This window comes from Pseudonocardia sp. (assembly GCF_035305885.1).
Lineage (GTDB): Bacteria > Actinomycetota > Actinomycetes > Mycobacteriales > Pseudonocardiaceae > Pseudonocardia.
The window spans coordinates 26,681-43,509 of the sequence record NZ_DATGOP010000083.1 but is presented as its reverse complement, the minus strand read 5'-3'; the positions used below and the strand labels follow the sequence as shown (position 1 = coordinate 43,509).

Genomic DNA, 16,829 nt, shown 5'->3' with positions numbered 1-16,829 from the left:
TCGATGTCCTCTCCCGCGGCCCGAGCCGCCGACGCGCGCCCTGACGCCCGGCCCTCGGATCAGTCCTCCACGCCCGCCGTCCCCTCCCGCGACGGTGGGCGCCCGGCCCGTCCCCGCCGCCGCGGCAGGCGCAGGCCCCGCCCCGGCGCCGCCGGCGAAGGCGTACCGGTACCCACGGGCGAGGTCCGCCCGGTCGACGACGCGGAGCTGGACGCGCTCGCCGAACGCATCCCGGCCCTCTCGCTGCAGGACGAGCATCGGCTCGGCCGCCGCCTCGAGACGGTGCGGCGCACCCGCAACGCCGTTGCGCGCGCCCGCGCCGCGGCCGGGCTCGTCGCGGAGGTCGAGGCCGCCGAGCGGCGGATGGAGGCGCGGCGATCCGCCGAGCTCACCATCCGCTACCCGGAGTCGCTGCCGGTCAGCGCCCGCCACGACGACATCGCCGCGGCCATCCGCGACCACCAGGTCGTGATCGTCGCGGGCGAGACCGGCTCCGGGAAGACCACCCAGCTGCCGAAGATCTGCCTCGAGCTCGGCCGCGGCCGGCGCGGGTTGATCGGCCACACCCAGCCGCGCCGGCTCGCCGCGCGCACCGTCGCCACCCGCATCGCCGAGGAGCTGGGCACCGAGCTGGGCGACATCGTCGGCTGGAAGGTCCGCTTCACCGACCACGTCGGCGAGCGGACGCTGGTCAAGCTGATGACCGACGGCATCCTGCTCGCCGAGCTGGCCGGCGACAAGATGCTCCGCCAGTACGACACGCTGATCATCGACGAGGCCCACGAACGCAGCCTCAACATCGACTTCATCCTCGGCTACCTCACGCAGCTGCTCCCCCGCCGCCCCGACCTCAAGGTGATCATCACCTCGGCGACGATCGACGTGGAGCGGTTCGCCGAACACTTCAAGGCCCCGGTCGTCGAGGTCTCCGGCCGCAGCTACCCGGTGGAGATCCGCTACCGCCCCGTCGTCGACCTCGACGACCCCGACCACGACCCGGACCGCGACCAGCTCGACGCCATCGGCGACGCCGTGGCCGAGCTGCAGCGCGAGGGCGACGGCGACATCCTCGTGTTCCTGCCCGGCGAGCGCGAGATCCGCGAGGCCGCGGAGGCGCTGGCCAGGCGCGACTTCCGCAACACCGAGATCCTCCCGCTCTACGCGCGGCTGTCCACCGCGGAGCAGCACCGGGTGTTCGCGCCGCACCCCGGCCGCCGGATCGTGCTCGCGACCAACGTCGCGGAGACCTCGCTCACCGTCCCCGGCATCCGCTACGTGATCGACACCGGCACCGCCCGCATCTCCCGCTACTCGCGGCGGCTCAAGGTGCAGCGGCTGCCGATCGAGAAGATCTCGCAGGCCAGCGCCAACCAGCGGGCGGGCCGCTGCGGCCGGGTCGCCGACGGCATCTGCATCCGCCTCTACAGCGAGGACGACTTCAACGCCCGCCCGGAGTTCACCGACCCGGAGATCCTGCGCACGAACCTCGCCTCCGTCGTGCTGCAGATGATCTCGCTGGACCTGGGCGAGCTCACCGACTTCCCGTTCGTCGAGCGCCCGGACCCGCGCGCGGTGGCCGACGGCATCGCGCTGCTGCAGGAGCTGGGCGCGCTCGACGGGCGCAAGCTCACCCCCATCGGCCGGGCGCTCGCCGCCCTGCCCGTCGATCCGCGGCTGGGCCGGATGCTCGTCGAGGCCGACCGCAACGGCTGCCTGCGCGAGGTGCTGATCATCGCCGCCGCGCTGTCGGTGCAGGACCCGCGCGAGCGGCCGGCCGAGCAGCGCCAGGCGGCCGACGCGAAGCACGCCCGGTTCAGCGGGGAGTTCACCGCACAGGGCGTCACCCTCGACGCGCAGGGCTCGGACTTCCTCGCCTTCCTCAACCTGTGGCGCTACCTCGCCGAGAAGCGCGAGGAGCTGTCCGGCAACAGGTTCCGCCGCCTGCTGCGCGAGGAGTTCCTGAACTACCTGCGGGTCCGCGAGTGGTGGGACCTGCACGCGCAGCTGCGGCAGGCCGCCCGCAACGCCGGCCTCACCCCCAACGACACCGACGCCGACCCCGACCGCATCCACATCTCGGTGCTGTCGGGCCTGCTGTCGCAGATCGGGCTGCGCGACGACGGCCCCGAGCGCGGTGACCGCGGCAAGGACCGGCGCGGCGCGGGCCGGGAGTACCTCGGGGCGCGGGGCGCCCGCTTCATGATCTTCCCCGGCTCGCCGCTCGCGAAGCGGCCGCCGCGGTGGGTGATGGCCGCCGAGCTCGTCGAGACGTCGCGGCTGTTCGCCCGCACCACCGCCCGCATCCAGCCCGAGTGGATCGAGCCGCTCGCCGGGCACCTGGTCAAACGCTCGTACTCCGAGCCGCGCTGGTCCCGCAAGCGCGCCGCGGCCGTGGCGACCGAGCGGGTCACGCTGTACGGGATCCCGATCGTCGTCGGCCGCACCGTCGACTACGGCCGCATCGACCCCGAGACCTCGCGCGAGCTGTTCATCCGGCACGCCCTCGTCGAGGGCGACTGGGACACCCGGCACCGCTTCTTCCACGCCAACCGGGAGCTGCTGGAAGACGTCGAGGAGCTGGAGCACCGGGCCCGCCGCCGGGACCTCGTCGTCGACTCCGAGACGCTCGTCGCGTTCTACGACGAACGCATCCCCGAGCACGTCGTCTCCGGGCGGCACTTCGACTCCTGGTGGAAGAAGGAGTCGCGGAAAAGGCCCGACCTGCTCGACTTCACCGAGGAGATGCTCCGCACCGAGCAGGCCGCGGACGTCGACCGCTCCGCCTACCCCGACCACGTCGAGGCGGGCGGGCTCACCCTGCCGCTGTCGTACGCGTTCGAGCCGGGCGCGCACCGCGACGGCGTCACCGTGGACGTGCCGGTCGCGGCGCTGCACCAGGTCGACCCCACCCCGTTCACCTGGCAGGTGCCCGGGCTGCGCGAGGAGCTGGTCACCGCCCTGATCCGGACGCTGCCCAAGCACCTGCGCCGGCTGTTCTCCCCCGCCCCGGACCACGCCCGCGCGGTGCTCGCGCGCGTGCAGGCCGGGCGCGAGCCGCTGCTCGACGCCCTGGAACGCGAGCTCGGCCGGATGCGCGGTGTGGAGATCCCGCGCGAGGCGTGGGAGCTCGACCGGCTGCCCGAGCACCTCACGGTGACGTTCCGGGTGGTCGACGAGGCGGGCAACGAGGTGGCCCGCGACACCGACCTGGAGGCGCTGCGCCGTCAGCTCGCCCCGAAGGTGCGCGCGGAGCTCGCCGCCGCGGGCGTCGACATCGAGAAGACCGGCGCCACCACCTGGTCGTTCGGCACGCTTCCGCGCGAGCACCCGATCCGGCGTGGCGCGCACACCGTCACCGGCTACCCCGGGCTGGTGGACCGGGGCACGAGCGTCGACGTCCGGGTGTTCCCCACCGCGGCCGAGCGCGATCCGGCCCACCACCGCGGCGTCCGGCGGCTCCTGCTGCTGGAGACGCCCTCGCCGGTGCGGCAGGTGCAGCGCGACCTGGACAACGCCGCGAAGCTCGCCCTCTCCCGCAACCCGCACGGGTCGGTGGCCGCGCTGCTCGACGACTGCGTCACGGCCGCCTCCGACCACCTGATCGCCGCCGCGGGCGGCCCGGCCTGGGACGAGCGCTCCTACGCGCGGCTGCGGGCGCTGCACCGCGACCGGCTCGCGGCCACCACGACGCAGGTGCTGCGGGCCGTGCGCGGCGTGCTGGTGGTCTGGCACCGTGTCCAGGCGCAGCTCGCCGACCTGCGCGCCCCGGTGCTCGCCGACGGTGTGGCCGACATCACGGCCCAGGTCGACGCCCTGGTGAAGCCGGGCTTCGTCACCGAGGCGGGCGCCGCCCGGCTACCCGACATCGCGCGCTACCTGGAGGCCGTCGAGCGGCGGATCGAGAAGCTGCGCGCCGACCCGGCCCGCGACGCGGAGTGGACCGCGCAGGTCCGCGCGGTGGCCGACGAGTACGCCGCCGAGCTCGCCACGCTGCCCCCGGGCGTCGAGCCGTCGCCGCAGCTGCGCGAGATCCGCTGGATGATCGAGGAGCTGCGGGTGGGCCTGTACGCCCAGCCGATGCGCACCCGGTACCCGGTCTCGATCAAGCGGATCCAGAAGGCGCTCGACGATCTGGCCTGATGGCGAGCAGGTTCATGGCCCGGAAGGAGATCGGCACCCCGCCGTCCTGGTTGACCAGCTCGACGTCGGTGACGACCAGGCCGCGGTCGGGCTTGGAGCGCGACGGCCGCGCCTCCACCACGGTGGCGCGCAGGTGCACCCGGTCCCCCGGTCGCAGCGGCACCCGCCAGCGCAGCTCGTCGACGCCGGGCGAGGCGAGGCTCGCGACCCGCGACAGGTAGTGCTCGGCGAGCAGCCGCATCGCGAGCCCGGCCGAGTGCCAGCCGCTGCCGATGATCCCGCCGAACGGGCCTGCGTCGGCGAACCCGCGGTCGACGTGGATCGGTTGCGGGTCGAACTCCTCGGCGAACCGGACGATCTCCTCCTCGTCGACGTCGATGTAGCCGTAGGAGTACCGCGCCCCGGGCGCGTAGTCGTCGAACCAGCGGTCGTCGACCGGGGCGGCGAAGTCGGTGGGACCGAGCGAACGCGTCATGCCCGCATGATCGGTCGCGAAAGCTTCAACGGCGGTTGAAGGGTCCACGCACGGGTGGACCCGGGTTAGGGTGCTGATCATGTGCGAGCCCGACCGCACCACCCCCGTGCCGCCCGACGACAGCTACCTGCGCTCGCTCACGGCGGCCACCGAACGGGCGGTCCGCGAGGCGGAGCCGATCACCTCCGAGCACGCCGGCGCGCCGGCCGACGTCCGCGCCGCCGTGCTGGCCGCGGCGCGCGAGCACGGCGACGAGCTCGTCGCGCTGAGCCGGGACCTGCACGCCCACCCCGAGGAGGGCTACGCCGAGCACCGGTCGGTGCGTGCGGTGGCCGCCCTGCTGGAGCGGCACGGGCACGACGCGACGATCGGTGTCGGGGGCCTCGACACCGCGCTCGTCGCGACCCGCGGCGGGGACGGCCCGCACATCGCGGTGCTCGCCGAGTACGACGCGCTGCCCGGGATCGGCCACGCGTGCGGCCACAACATCATCTGCGCCACCGCCGTCGGTGGGTTCCTCGCCGCCGCCCGGGTGCACGAGCGCCTCGGCGGCCGGCTGTCGCTGATCGGCACCCCCGCCGAGGAGGGCGGCGGCGGCAAGGAGAAGCTCGCCCGCGCCGGTGTGTTCGACGACGTCGATGCCGTGATCATGCTCCACCCGTTCACGCACGACATCGCGATGCACCCGTTCCTCGGCCGCCGCCAGGTCGAGATGGTCTTCCACGGGGTCGCCGCGCACGCCGCGGCGCAGCCGTTCATGGGCCGCAACGCGCTCGACGCCGCGGTCGCGGCCTACCAGGGCGTCGCCGCGCTGCGCCAGCACCTGCCCGACACCGACCGGGTGCACGGGATCTTCACCGACGGCGGGCAGCGGCCGAACGTGGTCCCCGAACGCGCCGCGCTGCTGTTCTACCTGCGCTCCGCGGCCCCCGAGACGCTGCGCGACCTCGCCGAGCGGCTGGCGCGGATCGCGCACGGCGCGGCCGAGGTGCACGGCTGCGGCGTCGAGCTGCGCTGGGACCAGCTGCCGCCGTACCTGCCGATCCGTTTCAACCACGCGCTCGCCGCCCGGTGGGCGGTCAACCAGGAGCCGGTCGGGCGCAAACCGCTCCCGCCCGGGGTCGTGCCCGAGTTCCTCACCGGCTCCACCGACCTGGGCAACCTCAGCTACCGGATGCCCGCGATCCACCCGATGATCGCGGTGTCCGAGCCGACCGTGGCCCTGCACACCGCGGCCTTCGCGGAGGCCGCCGGTGGGCCCGCGGGCGACCTCGCCGTCCGCGACGGCGCCGTCGGGCTCGCCCTCACCGCCGTGGACTACCTCGCCGATCCCGCCCTGCGCGAGGCGGTCCACGCCGAGTTCGCCGCCGCGGGCGGCCCGCTGGACGTTCCGACGTACTTCGACTGACCGGCGAGAAGGAGGCCGCGTGAGCACCAGCCCGTCCGCCCCACCCGGCCGCCTCGACCGCTTCCTCGACGGGATCGAGCGGGTCGGCAACCGCCTGCCCGAGCCCTTCATGCTGTTCGTGCTGCTCACGCTCGTGGTGGCGGTGCTCTCCTCGGTGATGGCCGCGTTCGGGGTGGGCGTCACGATCCCGGGCGAGGCCGAGCCGACGCCCGTGCGCGGCGCCCTGAGCGGCGCGGGGCTGGAGTTCTTCTTCACCGGGCTCGCGGAGAACTTCATCGGGTTCCCGCCGCTGCGGACCGTCGTGACGATCATGCTCGCGGTCGGGCTCGCCGAGCGTTGCGGCCTGCTCGCGGCGCTGATCCGGCTCGTGTTCTCGCGCGCGCCGCGCTGGCTTCTGCCGTACGCGCTCGGGTTCGTCGGCGTCAGCGGCAGCGTCATGGCCGACTCGGCGTTCATCATCATCCCGCCGCTCGCCGCGATCGTGTTCACCGCCGCCGGCAGGCACCCGGTCGCGGGCCTGATCGGCGGCTTCGCCGCGGTGGGCGCGGGCTATTCGACGTCGCTGCTCGTGACGAGCCTCGACGCGCTGCTCGCGGGGATCACCAACGGGGTGGCCACCACGCTGCCGGTCTCCGGCACGCCGGTGACCCCGATCTCGAACTACTTCTACAACGCCGTCTCGGCGGTCGTGCTGAGCCTGATCGCGGGCCTGATCATCGACCGCGTGGTGGAGCCGGGGCTGGTGCGCTCCCGCTTCCCGGACACCGAGGCCGAGCCGGAGGAGGCCCCGGCCGGCGGTGGCGAGGCGGACCCGACCGCGGAGCCGACGAGCGCCGCCGTCACCCCCGCCGAGCGCCGCGGGCTCGTGGCCGCGGGCGTCGCGCTGCTCGTGCTGGTGGCGGCGGTGCTGGCGCTGGTGTTCGCGCCGGACTCCCCGCTGCGCAACGACGCCGGGGGCTACCTGCCGAAGTCGCCGCTGCTGGACTCGGTGGTCACGCTGGTGTTCCTCGGCTTCTTCGTGCCCGCGCTGTTCTTCGGCATCTACGCGGGCACCATCCGCCGCGGCTCGGACGTGCCGCTGCTGATGGGCAGGGCGCTGAAGGACCTGTCCGGGTTCATCGTGCTCGCGTTCATCCTCGGCCAGTTCATCGCGCTCTTCGCCTGGACGAACATCGGCGCGTGGCTCGCCGTGACCGGTGCGGAGTTCCTCCAGGCCATCGGGCTGACCGGCTACCCGGCGATCCTCGGGTTCGTCGTGCTCGCGTCGCTGCTCAACCTGTTCGTCGTGTCCGGGTCGAGCCTCTGGACGCTCATGGCGAGCGTGTTCGTGCCGATGTTCCTGCTGCTGGGCTACGAGCCCGCGTTCATCCAGGGCGCCTTCCGCGTCGGCGACGCCGCCACGCAGGTGGTGACGCCGCTGAACCCGTACATGATCGTGCTGCTGACGTTCGTGCGGCGCTACCAGCCCGAGGCCGGGCTGGGCACGGTGATCGCGAAGATGGTGCCGTTCGTCGTGCCGTTCTGGGTGGCGTGGGTGCTCGTGCTCACCGTCTTCTACGCCTTCGGCATCCCGCTCGGCCCCGGCGTGGGGGTGCGGGTGGCCCCGTGACCGGTCAGCGCAGGGCTGAGCGGGCGGTGGGCTCCAGCTCCAGCAGCTGGACCGACGCCGCCCCCGCCCGCCACCCCGGCTCGGCCGCGAGGCGGTCGCGGGCCTCCCGCACGGCCGCCGCGCCGGGGTAGGAGGCGAACCAGACGACCGCCTGCTCGTCGCGCACCGGCAGCGCCGGGAAGTCGTCGGGGTGCGGCGCGGTGGCGGCCACCACCGGCGCCACCCCCAGCAGCCGCTCGGCGTCGGCGGCGGCCGGGGCGAGGCCGGCACCCGTCCGCACCACGACCAGGACGCGCGTCGGGCCCGGCGCGCCGGCCCCGACGGCGGCCCGTGGCGCGTCGGGAACCCGGGCCCGACCGGCTCCAGCAGCAGCACATCGGAGAAGTCGACCATCGTGGCGTTGGCGGCCGGGCCGTGCTCGCGCCACACCGGCCCGCCGTAGAAGCCGGCGAGGGCGGCGCGGCGGGTGGCCACGTCGGGGAACGAGCGGACCCACACGAACCGGTCCGGGTCGCCGACGTCGCGGAACGTGCCGACGATGCGGGCGCCGAGCTCCTCCTGCGACTCGACGAACTCCCGCTCGAACAGCTCGACCAGCTCGTCCCGGCGGCCCGGGTGCAGGGTGTACTGCCGCAGCTCGATGATCGTCACCGGCGGAGCGTAGGGCCGGGGTCCGACAGGTCAGCCGCCCGCGAGGACCCGGTGGGCCAGCCGGCCGAGCGCCTCGGCGATCCGCGCGGGCGCCACGCCGCTCGCGCGCTGGAAGCGGAACACCTCCGCCGCCAGCGGCGCGAGCAGCACGTCCACCACGGCGTCCGGGTCTTCTGCGCCCGCCTCCACCAGCAGCGACCGCACGTGCGCGCGCCAGAACCCGTAGGAGCCCACCTCGAACCGGGCCGCGCCCGCGTCCACCGCGAGCAACAGCGGCAGGTTCTGCTCCAGGTGCTCCACCATCGCGGCGTAGAACGCGGCCAGCCGCTCGGCGGGCGGGGCGCCGGGACCCAGCGGGGGCGCGCCGCGCAGCAGCCGCTCCTGCAGCTCGCGCTCGTGCTCGCCGAGCAGCGCCCCCGCGATCGAGACGACGTCCGGGTAGCGGCGGTACAGGGTGGCCCGCCCGACCCCCGCGGCGCGCGCCACGTCGTCCATCGTCACGGTCCGCGGGTCCTCCCGGCTGCGGAACAGCTCGGCGGCGGCGGCGAGCACCCGCGCCCGGTTGCGCGCGGCGTCGGCGCGTTCCGCGGGCGGTGCCCCCACGCGCGGCGGATCGACGGCGGCCATCGGGTGAAGGCTAATGAGCCGCGTGGGCCAGCAGCACCCCGCCCGTGATCAGGACGAGGGCGCCGATCCGCATCGGCGTGACCGGGTCGTGGTGCACGGTGAGGCCGAGCAGCACCGCGCCCGCCGCCCCCATCCCGGTGAACACGACGTAGGCCGTGCTGACCGGCACGCCCGCGGCCGTCGCCCGCGCGAGCAGCCAGATGATCGCGGCGCACAGCGCGATGCACAGCACGCTCGGCCACAGCCGGGTCAGCCCCTTCGTGGGCGGGATGCTCTGCGCCCACGCGATCTCGACCAGGCCCGCGGCGAGCAACCACATCCAGCCGGTCACCCGCCTGCTCCCCTCGCGGGCGCGCTCCCGGGTGGCCACCTCATGCCACCGCCGCGGCGGACGCCGCGACCAACCGGTCGATCTCGGCCTCCGCGGCCGAGAGCGACGCCTCGTGCTCCGGCCTGCGCGCCGCGAGCGCCGGGTCGACGAGCGCGTTGACCAGCTCGACGGCCACGACGTCGACGTCGGTCACGGCGAAGTGGCCGTCGAAGAAGTCGCGCAGGTAGGTGACGGCGTGCTCGACGGGCGCGCGCGGCGTGCCGGGCAGGTAGGTCCCGCCGCGCGCGCAGACCACGACGAACCGCGTGCCGGGAAGCGACATGCGCGGGAACGTGACCTGGTCGATCCACGCCTTCAGCGCGGCCGGGACCGAGAAGTTGTACATCGGCGTCGCCACCAGCACGACGTCGGCGGCGAGCAGCTCGTCGAGCAACGGCTCCACCACCGCCCACGCCGCGCGCTGGGCCGGCGTCCCGACGGCCTCGTGGTAGCGGCGGGGGTCGGTGATCCGCCGCCGCAGCACCTCGTCGCACAACTCGGTCCACGCCTCGTCGATGAACGGGACGGGGTCGGCGGCGAGGTCGCGGTGGACGTAGCGGGCGCCCGGGTGGGCGGCGCGCCAGCCGTCGGCGAAGCGGGCGCCGAGCCGGCGGGAGAACGAACGGGAACGCGCGCTCGCGTCCAGGTGCAACAGGCCGGGCACAGCAGCCTCCAGGTGTAGAACCGGACAGTGCGTCCAGTTCTACCCTTAGGTGGACACCGTGTCCAATTAGGTGGGGCGACTCACTTGATGGCGCCCAACGAGAGCCCCTGCACCAGCTTGTCCTGCGCCGCGAACCCGGCGATCAGCACCGGCAGCGACACCACGACCGAGGCCGCGCACACCGTGGCCAGGAACAGGCCCTGGCTCGTGACGAAGCTGGTCAGGAACACCGGCGCGGTCTGGGCGACGGTCGCGGTGAGCACGCGGGCGAACAGCAGCTCGTTCCAGCTGAAGATGAAGCAGATCAGCGCCGTGGCGGCGATGCCGGGCAGCACCATCGGCACGACGACGGTCCGTAGCGTGCGCGGGAGCGTGCAGCCGTCGATGGAGGCCGCCTCGAGCACCTCCACCGGCACCTCGGCGAGGAACGACCGCATCATCCACACCGCGATCGGCAGGTTCATCGAGGTGTAGAGGATGATCAACAACCAGATGTTGTCGAGCATCCCGATGCTCTGCGCGATCAGGTAGACCGGCAGCAGGCCGGCCACAACCGGCAACATCTTCGTGGACAGGAAGAAGAACAGCACGTCGGTCCACTTGCGCACCGGCCGGATCGACAGCGCGTACGCCGCGGGGATGGCCAGCACCAGCACCAGCGCCGTGGACAGCACGCTCGCGGTCAGCGAGTTCAGCAGCGAGGGCCACGGGCTCGTGCCGGTCTGCGCGCCGAAGAAGTTCGCGTAGCCCTCCAGGGTGAGCGGCGCGAACACCGACGGCGGGTTGGTGGCCGCGTTCTCCTCGCTGTGCAGGGACGTGAGCACCATCCACAGCACCGGCACCACGAACAGCACGCCGATGACCCACGCCAGGATCGTGAGCAGGGTGCCGGTCGCGTTGCGGGCGGGCGGGTTGACCGGGGGTGCCGCCGTGCGCGGCGCCTCAAGGGTGGCGGTCATCGGGCCCCCTCCTGACGGAACAGCGACGACACGGTCCGCAGCGCGAACGTGGCGATGATGATCGTTCCGATCACCACGACGACGCCCGCGGCCGAGGCCCGGCCGAAGTCGTGCGCGTTGTAGAAGATCTGGTAGATCGTGTAGGGCAGGTTGGCCGTACCCAGGCCACCCGAGGTGATCGTGAAGACGGCGTCGAAGTTCTGCACGATGTAGATCGACCCGAGCAGCGCGCCCAGCTCCAGGTACTGGCGCAGGTGCGGCAACGTCATGTGCCGGAAGATCTGCCACGACGAGCAGCCGTCGATCTTCGCGGCCTCGATGACGTCGAGCGGCTTGCTCTGCAGGCCGGCCAGCAGGATCAGCATCATGAACGGCGTCCACTGCCAGACCAGCGACGCCACCACCGCCGTGAGCGGCATCGTCGAGATCCAGTCGGGCTGCGGGGCGTTCTCCCCGAAGATCCACGTCAACACGCCGTTGAACAGCCCGTACTCCGGGTTGTAGAGCGCGTGCTTCCACACCAGCGCCGCCGCCACCGGCACGATGAGGAACGGCGTGATCATCATCGTGCGGACGATCCCGCGGCCGCGGAACGCCCGGTCCAGCAGGAGCGCGATGATCAGTCCCAGTACCAGGCTGACCAGCACCACCGACGCGGTGAGCACGATCGTCGTGATGATCGAGTCGCGCGTGGTGACGTCGGTGAGCACCCGCCGGTAGTTGTCGAACCCGGCGAACCCGACCTCGTCCGGGTAGTAGGCGTTCCAGTTCATGAACGAGATGATCAGCGTGCCGAGGAACGGCAGCTGCGTCACGATGATCAGGAAGATCAGCGCGGGCAGCAGCGGGGCGCGGCGCGCCCAGTCGCCCGCCCGGCGCAGCGCGGCGTCCTGCCCCAGCCCGGGCCGCGCCTCCGGGGACGTCTGTGGTTCGAGCGCTGTACTCACGACTCACCCTCCGCCCGGGAGCGGTACCGCTCCGCCACGTCGTCGGCCAGCTCCTGGCCCCGGTCCAAGGCCTCCTGCACGGTGACCAGCCCGGCGATCGCCGAGCTCACCTCCTGCGACACCTGGGTCCCGAGGTCGGGGAACTCCGGGATCCCGACGAACTGGATCCCGAGCGCGGGCCGCGGCTGCACGCCCGGGTTGCGCGGGTCGGCGGTCTCGATGGCCCGCTTCGTCTGCTCGGCGAACGCGCCCGCTTCGGCGAGGTACTGCGGGTTCTCGTACGTCGACGCCCGCTTGCCCGCCGGCACGTTCGACCAGCCGATCTGCTCACCGACCAGCTGCTCGTACTCCTTGCTCGACGCCCACGAGACGAACTGCCACGCGGCGTCCTTCTTCTCGCTGGCCTCCTGGATCCCCCAGGACCACGCGTACAGCCACCCCGAGCTCGGGGTCTTCACCACGGGAGCGGGGGCGTAGCCGATCTTGCCGCGCACGGGCGAGTCGGCGGCCTCGAGGGAGCCCGCCGCGGAGGTGGCGTCGTACCACATCGCGACGTTGCCCTGGATCATGTTGTTCAGGCACTCGGTGAAGCCGGCCTGCGGCGCACCCGCCTCGCCGTGCTCGCGCACCAGGTCGACGTAGAACTGCACGGCCTCGACGAACTCGGGCGCGTTCACCGCCGCCTGCCAGTCGGCGGTGAACCAGGTGCCGCCGAACGTGTTGACCACCGTGGTCAGCGGCGCGAAGACCTGGCCCCAGCCGGGCTGGCCGCGCAGGCAGATGCCGGCCATGCCGGGCTGCGCCCCGTCGACGCGGGCGGCGATGTCGGCCACCTGCTGCCAGGTCGGCTGCTCGGGCATCGTGATGCCGGCGGCGTCCAGCACGTCCTTGCGGTACATCAGGAACGAGGACTCGCCGTAGAACGGCTGGCCGTAGATCTGGCCGTCCGGGCCCTTCAGGGACTCGGCCATCGGGCCGAGGATGTCGTCCTGGTCGAACGCGGGGTCCTGCGCGATGTAGGGGTCCATCGGCGCGATCCAGCCGCTGCGCGCGTAGATCGGGATCTCGAAGTTCGACAGGGACGCGACGTCGTACTGCCCCGCCTGGCTGGAGAACTCCTGGCTGATCTTGTCGCGCACGTCGTTCTCGGGCAGCACCGTGAAGTTGACGGTGATGCCCGTGGCCTTGGTGAAGTGCTCGGCCGTCAACCTCTGCAGGTCCACCATCTGCGGGTTGTTGACCATGAGCACGTTGATGCTGTTCGCCCCGCCGCCGCCGACACCGCCGCCCCACCCGGCGCAGGCGGTGGTCGTCAGCAGCACGACGAGGGAGAGCAGCACCGTCCGCATGCTCAATCGCCTCATTGCGTCCCTCCGCATCGGTGCCCCCTGAGGTTGCTCAGATGAGCACAGCGCCGATCACACGTTCAAAGAGTGTGGCAATCCGGCAACCTCAACTCAATGACCTGTGGAAGAATGGGCGAAGTTCCGCTCATATGAGCGAGGAGGGCGAGAGTGGCGATCCACGGCACGCGAGGGCCGGCGCAGCTCGTGCTCACGGCTTCGGTCGCGCGCCGGTACTACCTCGACGGCCGCTCCAAGGTCGAGATCGCGCAGGAGTTCTCGCTCAGCCGGTTCAAGGTGGCCCGGCTGCTGGACGACGCGCGCGCGAGCGGGCTCGTCCGGATCGAGATCGGCCACCCGGGCTCGGTCGACGTGGAGCTGTCGGACCGGCTCATGTCCACGCTGGGGCTGAAGCACTGCGTCGTCACCGACACGCCCGACGACGTGCCCGCCACCGTGCGCGCCCACCTCGGCACCGCCGCGGCCGAGCTGCTCACCGAGATCATCACGCCGGACGACGTCCTCGGCCTGTCCTGGGCGCGTTCGGTGAGCGCCATGGCCAACGCCCTCGAGCGGCTCGCGCCGGTGCCGGTCGTGCAGCTCACCGGGGCGCTCGCCCGGCCCGGCGTCGACGACAGCTCGATCGAGGTCGTGCGCGACGTCGCCCGGGTGGCGGGCGGGCCCGCCTACTTCTTCTACGCCCCCATGGCGGTGCCCGACGCCGCCACCGCGCAGGCCCTGCGCCGCCAGCCCGAGGTCGCGCAGGCGTTCTCCCGCATCGACTCGGTCACCCGCGCCGTCGCGGGCGTCGGGGCGTGGGCACCGGAGCAGTCCACGCTCTACGACGCCACCGGCGAGGCCGAGCGGCAGGAGCTCGCGCGCCGCGGCGTGTGCGCTGAGATCTCCGGCGTGCTCGTCGACGCCGACGGCAAACCCGTACGCTCCGAACTCACCGATCGGATGATCGGCATCACGGCCGAGCAGATGCGGGCCATCCCCGAGGTGATCGCGATCGTGTACGGAGGGGCGAAGGTGCGTGCGGTGCTCGCCGCGGTCCGCGGCGGGATGGTGAACAGCTTGGTGACCCACTCGACGCTCGCCGAGGCCCTCATCGCGGCCGCAGGCGAATGAGAGCGGGGGCCTGAGGGTGGAGGTGCCGCTGCTGGGCGGCACGGCCAATCGCGGGCGCGTGCACCGCGTGGGCGACACCGTCCGGCGCCCGATGCGGCCCACGAGCGACGCCACCCACGCGCTGCTGCGCCACCTCGAACGGGTGGGCTTCGACGGCGCGCCGCGGGTGCTCGGCGTCGACGCCGAGGGCCGCGAGGTGCTGAGCTACGTGCCCGGCCAGGCCGTCACCGCGCCCGCCCCCGCCTGGGGGCTCACCGACGAGGCGCTGCGGAGCGTGGGGCGGCTGCTGCGCCGCTTCCACGACGCCGCAGCGACCTTCGACCCGACGCCGTACCGCTGGTCGCACCCGGCGCCCGCCCCGTTCGACGGGTGGGGTATCGCCCACAACGACCCGAACCTCGACAACGTCGTCTTCCGCGACGGCCGGGCCGTTGCGCTCATCGACTTCGACCTGGCGGGCCCCGGTTCGCCGGTCTGGGACGTCGCGGCCGCCGCGAGGCTGTGGGCGCCGCTGCGCGACCCGGTCGACACCGCGGACGTCCGCCGCGGCCGGGAACTCGAGCGCACGCGGATCCTGGTGGACGCCTACGGCCTCGACGACGCGGGCCGCGCCGCGTTCCTCACCGCGCTGCGCGACTCGCACGCCTGGATGTGCGAGATCGTGCGGGACGGCGCGGAGCGGGGCGTGCCCGGCTTCGCGGCGTACTGGACGCCCGGGGCGCAGGCGCGCCAGGAACGGGCGCGGGCGTGGGTCGATGCCAACGCCGAGGCGATCGCCGCCGCGGTCGGCGCTGCCTGAGGCTCAGGCGCGGACGCCGACCTGCCCCACGGCGCCGCGCAGGCCCACGCACCCCACGCAGCCGACGCAACCGACGCAGTCGACGCAGCCCACACAGGCCACGCACCGGTGGCAGCCGACGCAGCCGAGGCAGGCGATGCACGACGCGAGGGCCACGCTGAGCAGCGTCAGCACCGAGCCGACGATGCCGACGCTGCCCGCGGTCGCCACGCTGCCCGCCACGCCCGCGCTCCCCGCGGTCGCCACGCTGCCCGCCACGGCCGCGCTCCCCGCGGTCGCCACGCTGCCGGCCACCGCGACGCTCCCCGCCGTCGCCACGCTGCCGGCGACGGCGACGCTGCCCGCGGTGGCGACGCTGCCCGCCACCGCGAGGCTGTCCTCCGTCGCGATGCTGCCCGCCACCGGCAGATCCCGCTCCGCCATCCTCGCCTCCCGGATCGTCCGGGGCCGCACGCTACGGCACGGCCCGCGGCTCCCCACGATCACACGGCGACGGGGACGCGGCGCCGGTCGAGCGCCATTGCGAAGACGGCCACGGCGACGCCCGCGGCGGCCATCCCCGCGCCGACGGCGTTGGCGGCCGGGAACCCGAACCCGGCGTCGATGGCCACGCCGCCCAGCCACGCACCGACGGCGTTGCCGAGGTTGAAGGCGCCGATGTTGGCGGCCGACGCCATGGTGCCCGCGCTACCCGCGGCGTCGAGGACCCGCGCCTGCAGCCCGGGCACCGTCGCGAACGCGGTGACGCCCACCAGGAAGAGGGTGATCGCGGCGGGGACCGGCGAGTGCACGGTCACGGTGAACAGCGCGAGGACGACGGCGAGCGCGCCGATCGTCGAGATGATGGACGGCATCAGGGCGCGGTCGGCGAACCGGGCGCCGACCAGGTTGCCCACGACGAGCCCGACCCCGAACAGGAGCACGAGCCAGGTCAGCGCACCCGCCGGGAAGCCCGCGACGTCCACCATGAGCGGGGCGACGTAGGTGAACGAGGCGAAGAGGCCGCCGAAGCCGAGCGCGGTCATCCCGAGCGCCAGCCACACCTGGGGACGACGGAACGCCGAGAGCTCCGCGCGCAGGTTCGCGGCGGGGTCTGCGGGGCGGTCGGGCACCAGCGCGAGCACGCCCAGCGCGCCGACCACGCCCAGCGCGGCGACGGCCCAGAACGTGCTGCGCCAACCGAACGCCTGGCCGACCAGCGTGCCGAGCGGGACGCCGAGGACGTTCGCGACGGTGAGACCGGTGAACATCGCGGCGATCGCGGCCGCGCGGCGGTTCGGGGCGACGAGGCTCGCGGCCACCACCGACCCCACGCCGAAGAACGCGCCGTGGCACAGCGAGGCGACGATCCGGCTGGCCATCATCAGCCCGTAGTCGGGCGCGAGCGCGGAGCCGACGTTGCCGATCACGAAGAGGCCGAGCAGGCCGAGCAGGACCGGCTTGCGCCGCAACGGGGTCGCGGCGGCCGTGAGCAGCGGTGCCCCGACGAAGACGCCGAGCGCGTAACCCGAGATCAGCAGGCCGGCCGCGGGGATGTCCACGCCGAGGTCTTCGGCGATGCCCGGCAGCAGACCGGTCGGGACGAACTCGGTGGTCCCGATGGCGAACGCGCTGATGGCGAGGGCCAACAGGGCGAGGGGCATGGAGGGTTCCTCCCGATGTGTACGTACGCCGATAGAGAGCGTGCGCAATAGTTGCACACGCTG

The 16,829-nt window shown here is 73.4% G+C and carries 15 protein-coding genes and 1 pseudogene; 5 read left to right on the top strand and 11 right to left on the bottom strand.

Annotation, left to right across the window (positions count from 1 at the left end):
* The first annotated feature begins 3 nt into the window (after positions 1-3).
* Positions 4-4,140: an ATP-dependent RNA helicase HrpA gene (gene hrpA / locus VKZ81_RS17440; RefSeq protein WP_324242639.1), complete on the top strand. Its 4,137-nt coding sequence runs from the start codon at positions 4-6 to the stop codon at positions 4,138-4,140.
* Here hrpA and VKZ81_RS17435 read toward each other — a convergent pair.
* On the bottom strand, positions 4,103-4,615 hold the full coding sequence (locus VKZ81_RS17435; RefSeq protein WP_324242638.1) for a MaoC family dehydratase: 513 nt from the start codon (positions 4,613-4,615) through the stop codon (positions 4,103-4,105). The two genes, hrpA and VKZ81_RS17435, sit on opposite strands and share 38 nt — an antisense overlap.
* Before the next feature lie 79 nt (positions 4,616-4,694).
* Here VKZ81_RS17435 and VKZ81_RS17430 point away from each other — a divergent pair, with 79 nt between their 5' ends.
* Together VKZ81_RS17430 and VKZ81_RS17425 are read left to right on the top strand one after the other, a co-directional pair.
* Positions 4,695-6,023: a M20 family metallopeptidase gene (locus tag VKZ81_RS17430; protein WP_324242637.1), complete on the top strand. Its 1,329-nt coding sequence runs from the start codon at positions 4,695-4,697 to the stop codon at positions 6,021-6,023.
* A 19-nt stretch (positions 6,024-6,042) separates the two neighbouring features.
* Positions 6,043-7,632, top strand: coding sequence for an AbgT family transporter (locus VKZ81_RS17425; RefSeq protein ID WP_324242636.1), 1,590 nt, complete (start codon positions 6,043-6,045; stop codon positions 7,630-7,632).
* Positions 7,633-7,636: 4 nt separating this feature from the next.
* On the opposite strand, the gene VKZ81_RS17420 is transcribed toward VKZ81_RS17425, so the two are convergent.
* The 8 genes and pseudogenes from VKZ81_RS17420 to VKZ81_RS17385 all read right to left on the bottom strand — a co-directional run bounded on the left by VKZ81_RS17420 (position 7,637) and on the right by VKZ81_RS17385 (position 13,199).
* Entirely contained in the window at positions 7,637-7,912 is a 276-nt protein-coding gene (locus VKZ81_RS17420) for a hypothetical protein (protein WP_324242635.1), read from the bottom strand.
* Positions 7,913-8,085: 173 nt separating this feature from the next.
* Positions 8,086-8,283, bottom strand: a pseudogene (locus VKZ81_RS17415) (NIPSNAP family protein); the annotation flags it as partial.
* Positions 8,284-8,313: 30 nt separating this feature from the next.
* The gene (locus VKZ81_RS17410; protein WP_324242634.1) at positions 8,314-8,910 is read right to left on the bottom strand and encodes a TetR/AcrR family transcriptional regulator; all 597 of its coding nucleotides are present in this window, start codon (positions 8,908-8,910) and stop codon (positions 8,314-8,316) included.
* A 10-nt stretch (positions 8,911-8,920) separates the two neighbouring features.
* Positions 8,921-9,280, bottom strand: a complete 360-nt coding sequence (locus VKZ81_RS17405) for a DMT family transporter (protein WP_324242633.1) — start codon at positions 9,278-9,280, stop codon at positions 8,921-8,923.
* 1 nt (position 9,281) lies between these two features.
* Positions 9,282-9,944: an FMN-dependent NADH-azoreductase gene (locus VKZ81_RS17400; protein ID WP_324242632.1), complete on the bottom strand. Its 663-nt coding sequence runs from the start codon at positions 9,942-9,944 to the stop codon at positions 9,282-9,284.
* Between the two features lie 80 nt (positions 9,945-10,024).
* Entirely contained in the window at positions 10,025-10,903 is an 879-nt protein-coding gene (locus VKZ81_RS17395; RefSeq protein WP_324242631.1) for a carbohydrate ABC transporter permease, read from the bottom strand.
* Positions 10,900-11,850, bottom strand: a complete 951-nt coding sequence (locus VKZ81_RS17390) for a carbohydrate ABC transporter permease (protein WP_324242630.1) — start codon at positions 11,848-11,850, stop codon at positions 10,900-10,902. Before VKZ81_RS17390 ends, VKZ81_RS17395 begins: the two co-directional genes overlap by 4 nt.
* On the bottom strand, positions 11,847-13,199 hold the full coding sequence (locus VKZ81_RS17385; protein WP_324242629.1) for an ABC transporter substrate-binding protein: 1,353 nt from the start codon (positions 13,197-13,199) through the stop codon (positions 11,847-11,849). Before VKZ81_RS17385 ends, VKZ81_RS17390 begins: the two co-directional genes overlap by 4 nt.
* A 165-nt stretch (positions 13,200-13,364) precedes the next feature.
* On the opposite strand from VKZ81_RS17385, the gene VKZ81_RS17380 reads away from it, so the two are divergent.
* Together VKZ81_RS17380 and VKZ81_RS17375 are read left to right on the top strand one after the other, a co-directional pair.
* Positions 13,365-14,324 (top strand): sugar-binding transcriptional regulator, encoded by a 960-nt coding sequence (locus tag VKZ81_RS17380; protein WP_324242628.1) that lies wholly within the window; start codon positions 13,365-13,367, stop codon positions 14,322-14,324.
* A gap of 91 nt (positions 14,325-14,415) precedes the next feature.
* The gene (locus tag VKZ81_RS17375) at positions 14,416-15,123 is read left to right on the top strand and encodes a phosphotransferase enzyme family protein (RefSeq protein WP_324242627.1); all 708 of its coding nucleotides are present in this window, start codon (positions 14,416-14,418) and stop codon (positions 15,121-15,123) included.
* Positions 15,124-15,126: 3 nt separating this feature from the next.
* Here the strand turns inward: VKZ81_RS17375 and VKZ81_RS17370 are convergent, their stop codons facing one another.
* Both VKZ81_RS17370 and VKZ81_RS17365 read right to left on the bottom strand, forming a co-directional pair.
* A complete protein-coding gene (locus tag VKZ81_RS17370; RefSeq protein ID WP_324242626.1) occupies positions 15,127-15,546 on the bottom strand; it encodes a hypothetical protein in 420 nt (139 codons plus the stop codon).
* Between the two features lie 59 nt (positions 15,547-15,605).
* Entirely contained in the window at positions 15,606-16,766 is a 1,161-nt protein-coding gene (locus tag VKZ81_RS17365; RefSeq protein ID WP_324242625.1) for an MFS transporter, read from the bottom strand.
* Between the last annotated feature and the right edge of the window lie 63 nt (positions 16,767-16,829).

Excerpts from the sequence above, each read along its gene's own strand:
- VKZ81_RS17385 (WP_324242629.1), bottom strand. The coding sequence starts at position 13,199 with ATGCGGACGGTGCTGCTCTCCCTCGTCGTGCTGCTGACGACCACCGCC.
- VKZ81_RS17410 (WP_324242634.1), bottom strand. The coding sequence starts at position 8,910 with ATGGCCGCCGTCGATCCGCCGCGCGTGGGGGCACCGCCCGCGGAACGC.
- VKZ81_RS17395 (WP_324242631.1), bottom strand. The coding sequence starts at position 10,903 with ATGACCGCCACCCTTGAGGCGCCGCGCACGGCGGCACCCCCGGTCAAC.
- hrpA (WP_324242639.1), top strand. The coding sequence starts at position 4 with ATGTCCTCTCCCGCGGCCCGAGCCGCCGACGCGCGCCCTGACGCCCGG.
- VKZ81_RS17365 (WP_324242625.1), bottom strand. The coding sequence starts at position 16,766 with ATGCCCCTCGCCCTGTTGGCCCTCGCCATCAGCGCGTTCGCCATCGGG.
- VKZ81_RS17370 (WP_324242626.1), bottom strand. The coding sequence starts at position 15,546 with ATGGCGGAGCGGGATCTGCCGGTGGCGGGCAGCATCGCGACGGAGGAC.
- VKZ81_RS17430 (WP_324242637.1), top strand. The coding sequence starts at position 4,695 with ATGTGCGAGCCCGACCGCACCACCCCCGTGCCGCCCGACGACAGCTAC.
- VKZ81_RS17435 (WP_324242638.1), bottom strand. The coding sequence starts at position 4,615 with ATGACGCGTTCGCTCGGTCCCACCGACTTCGCCGCCCCGGTCGACGAC.
- VKZ81_RS17375 (WP_324242627.1), top strand. The coding sequence starts at position 14,416 with ATGCGGCCCACGAGCGACGCCACCCACGCGCTGCTGCGCCACCTCGAA.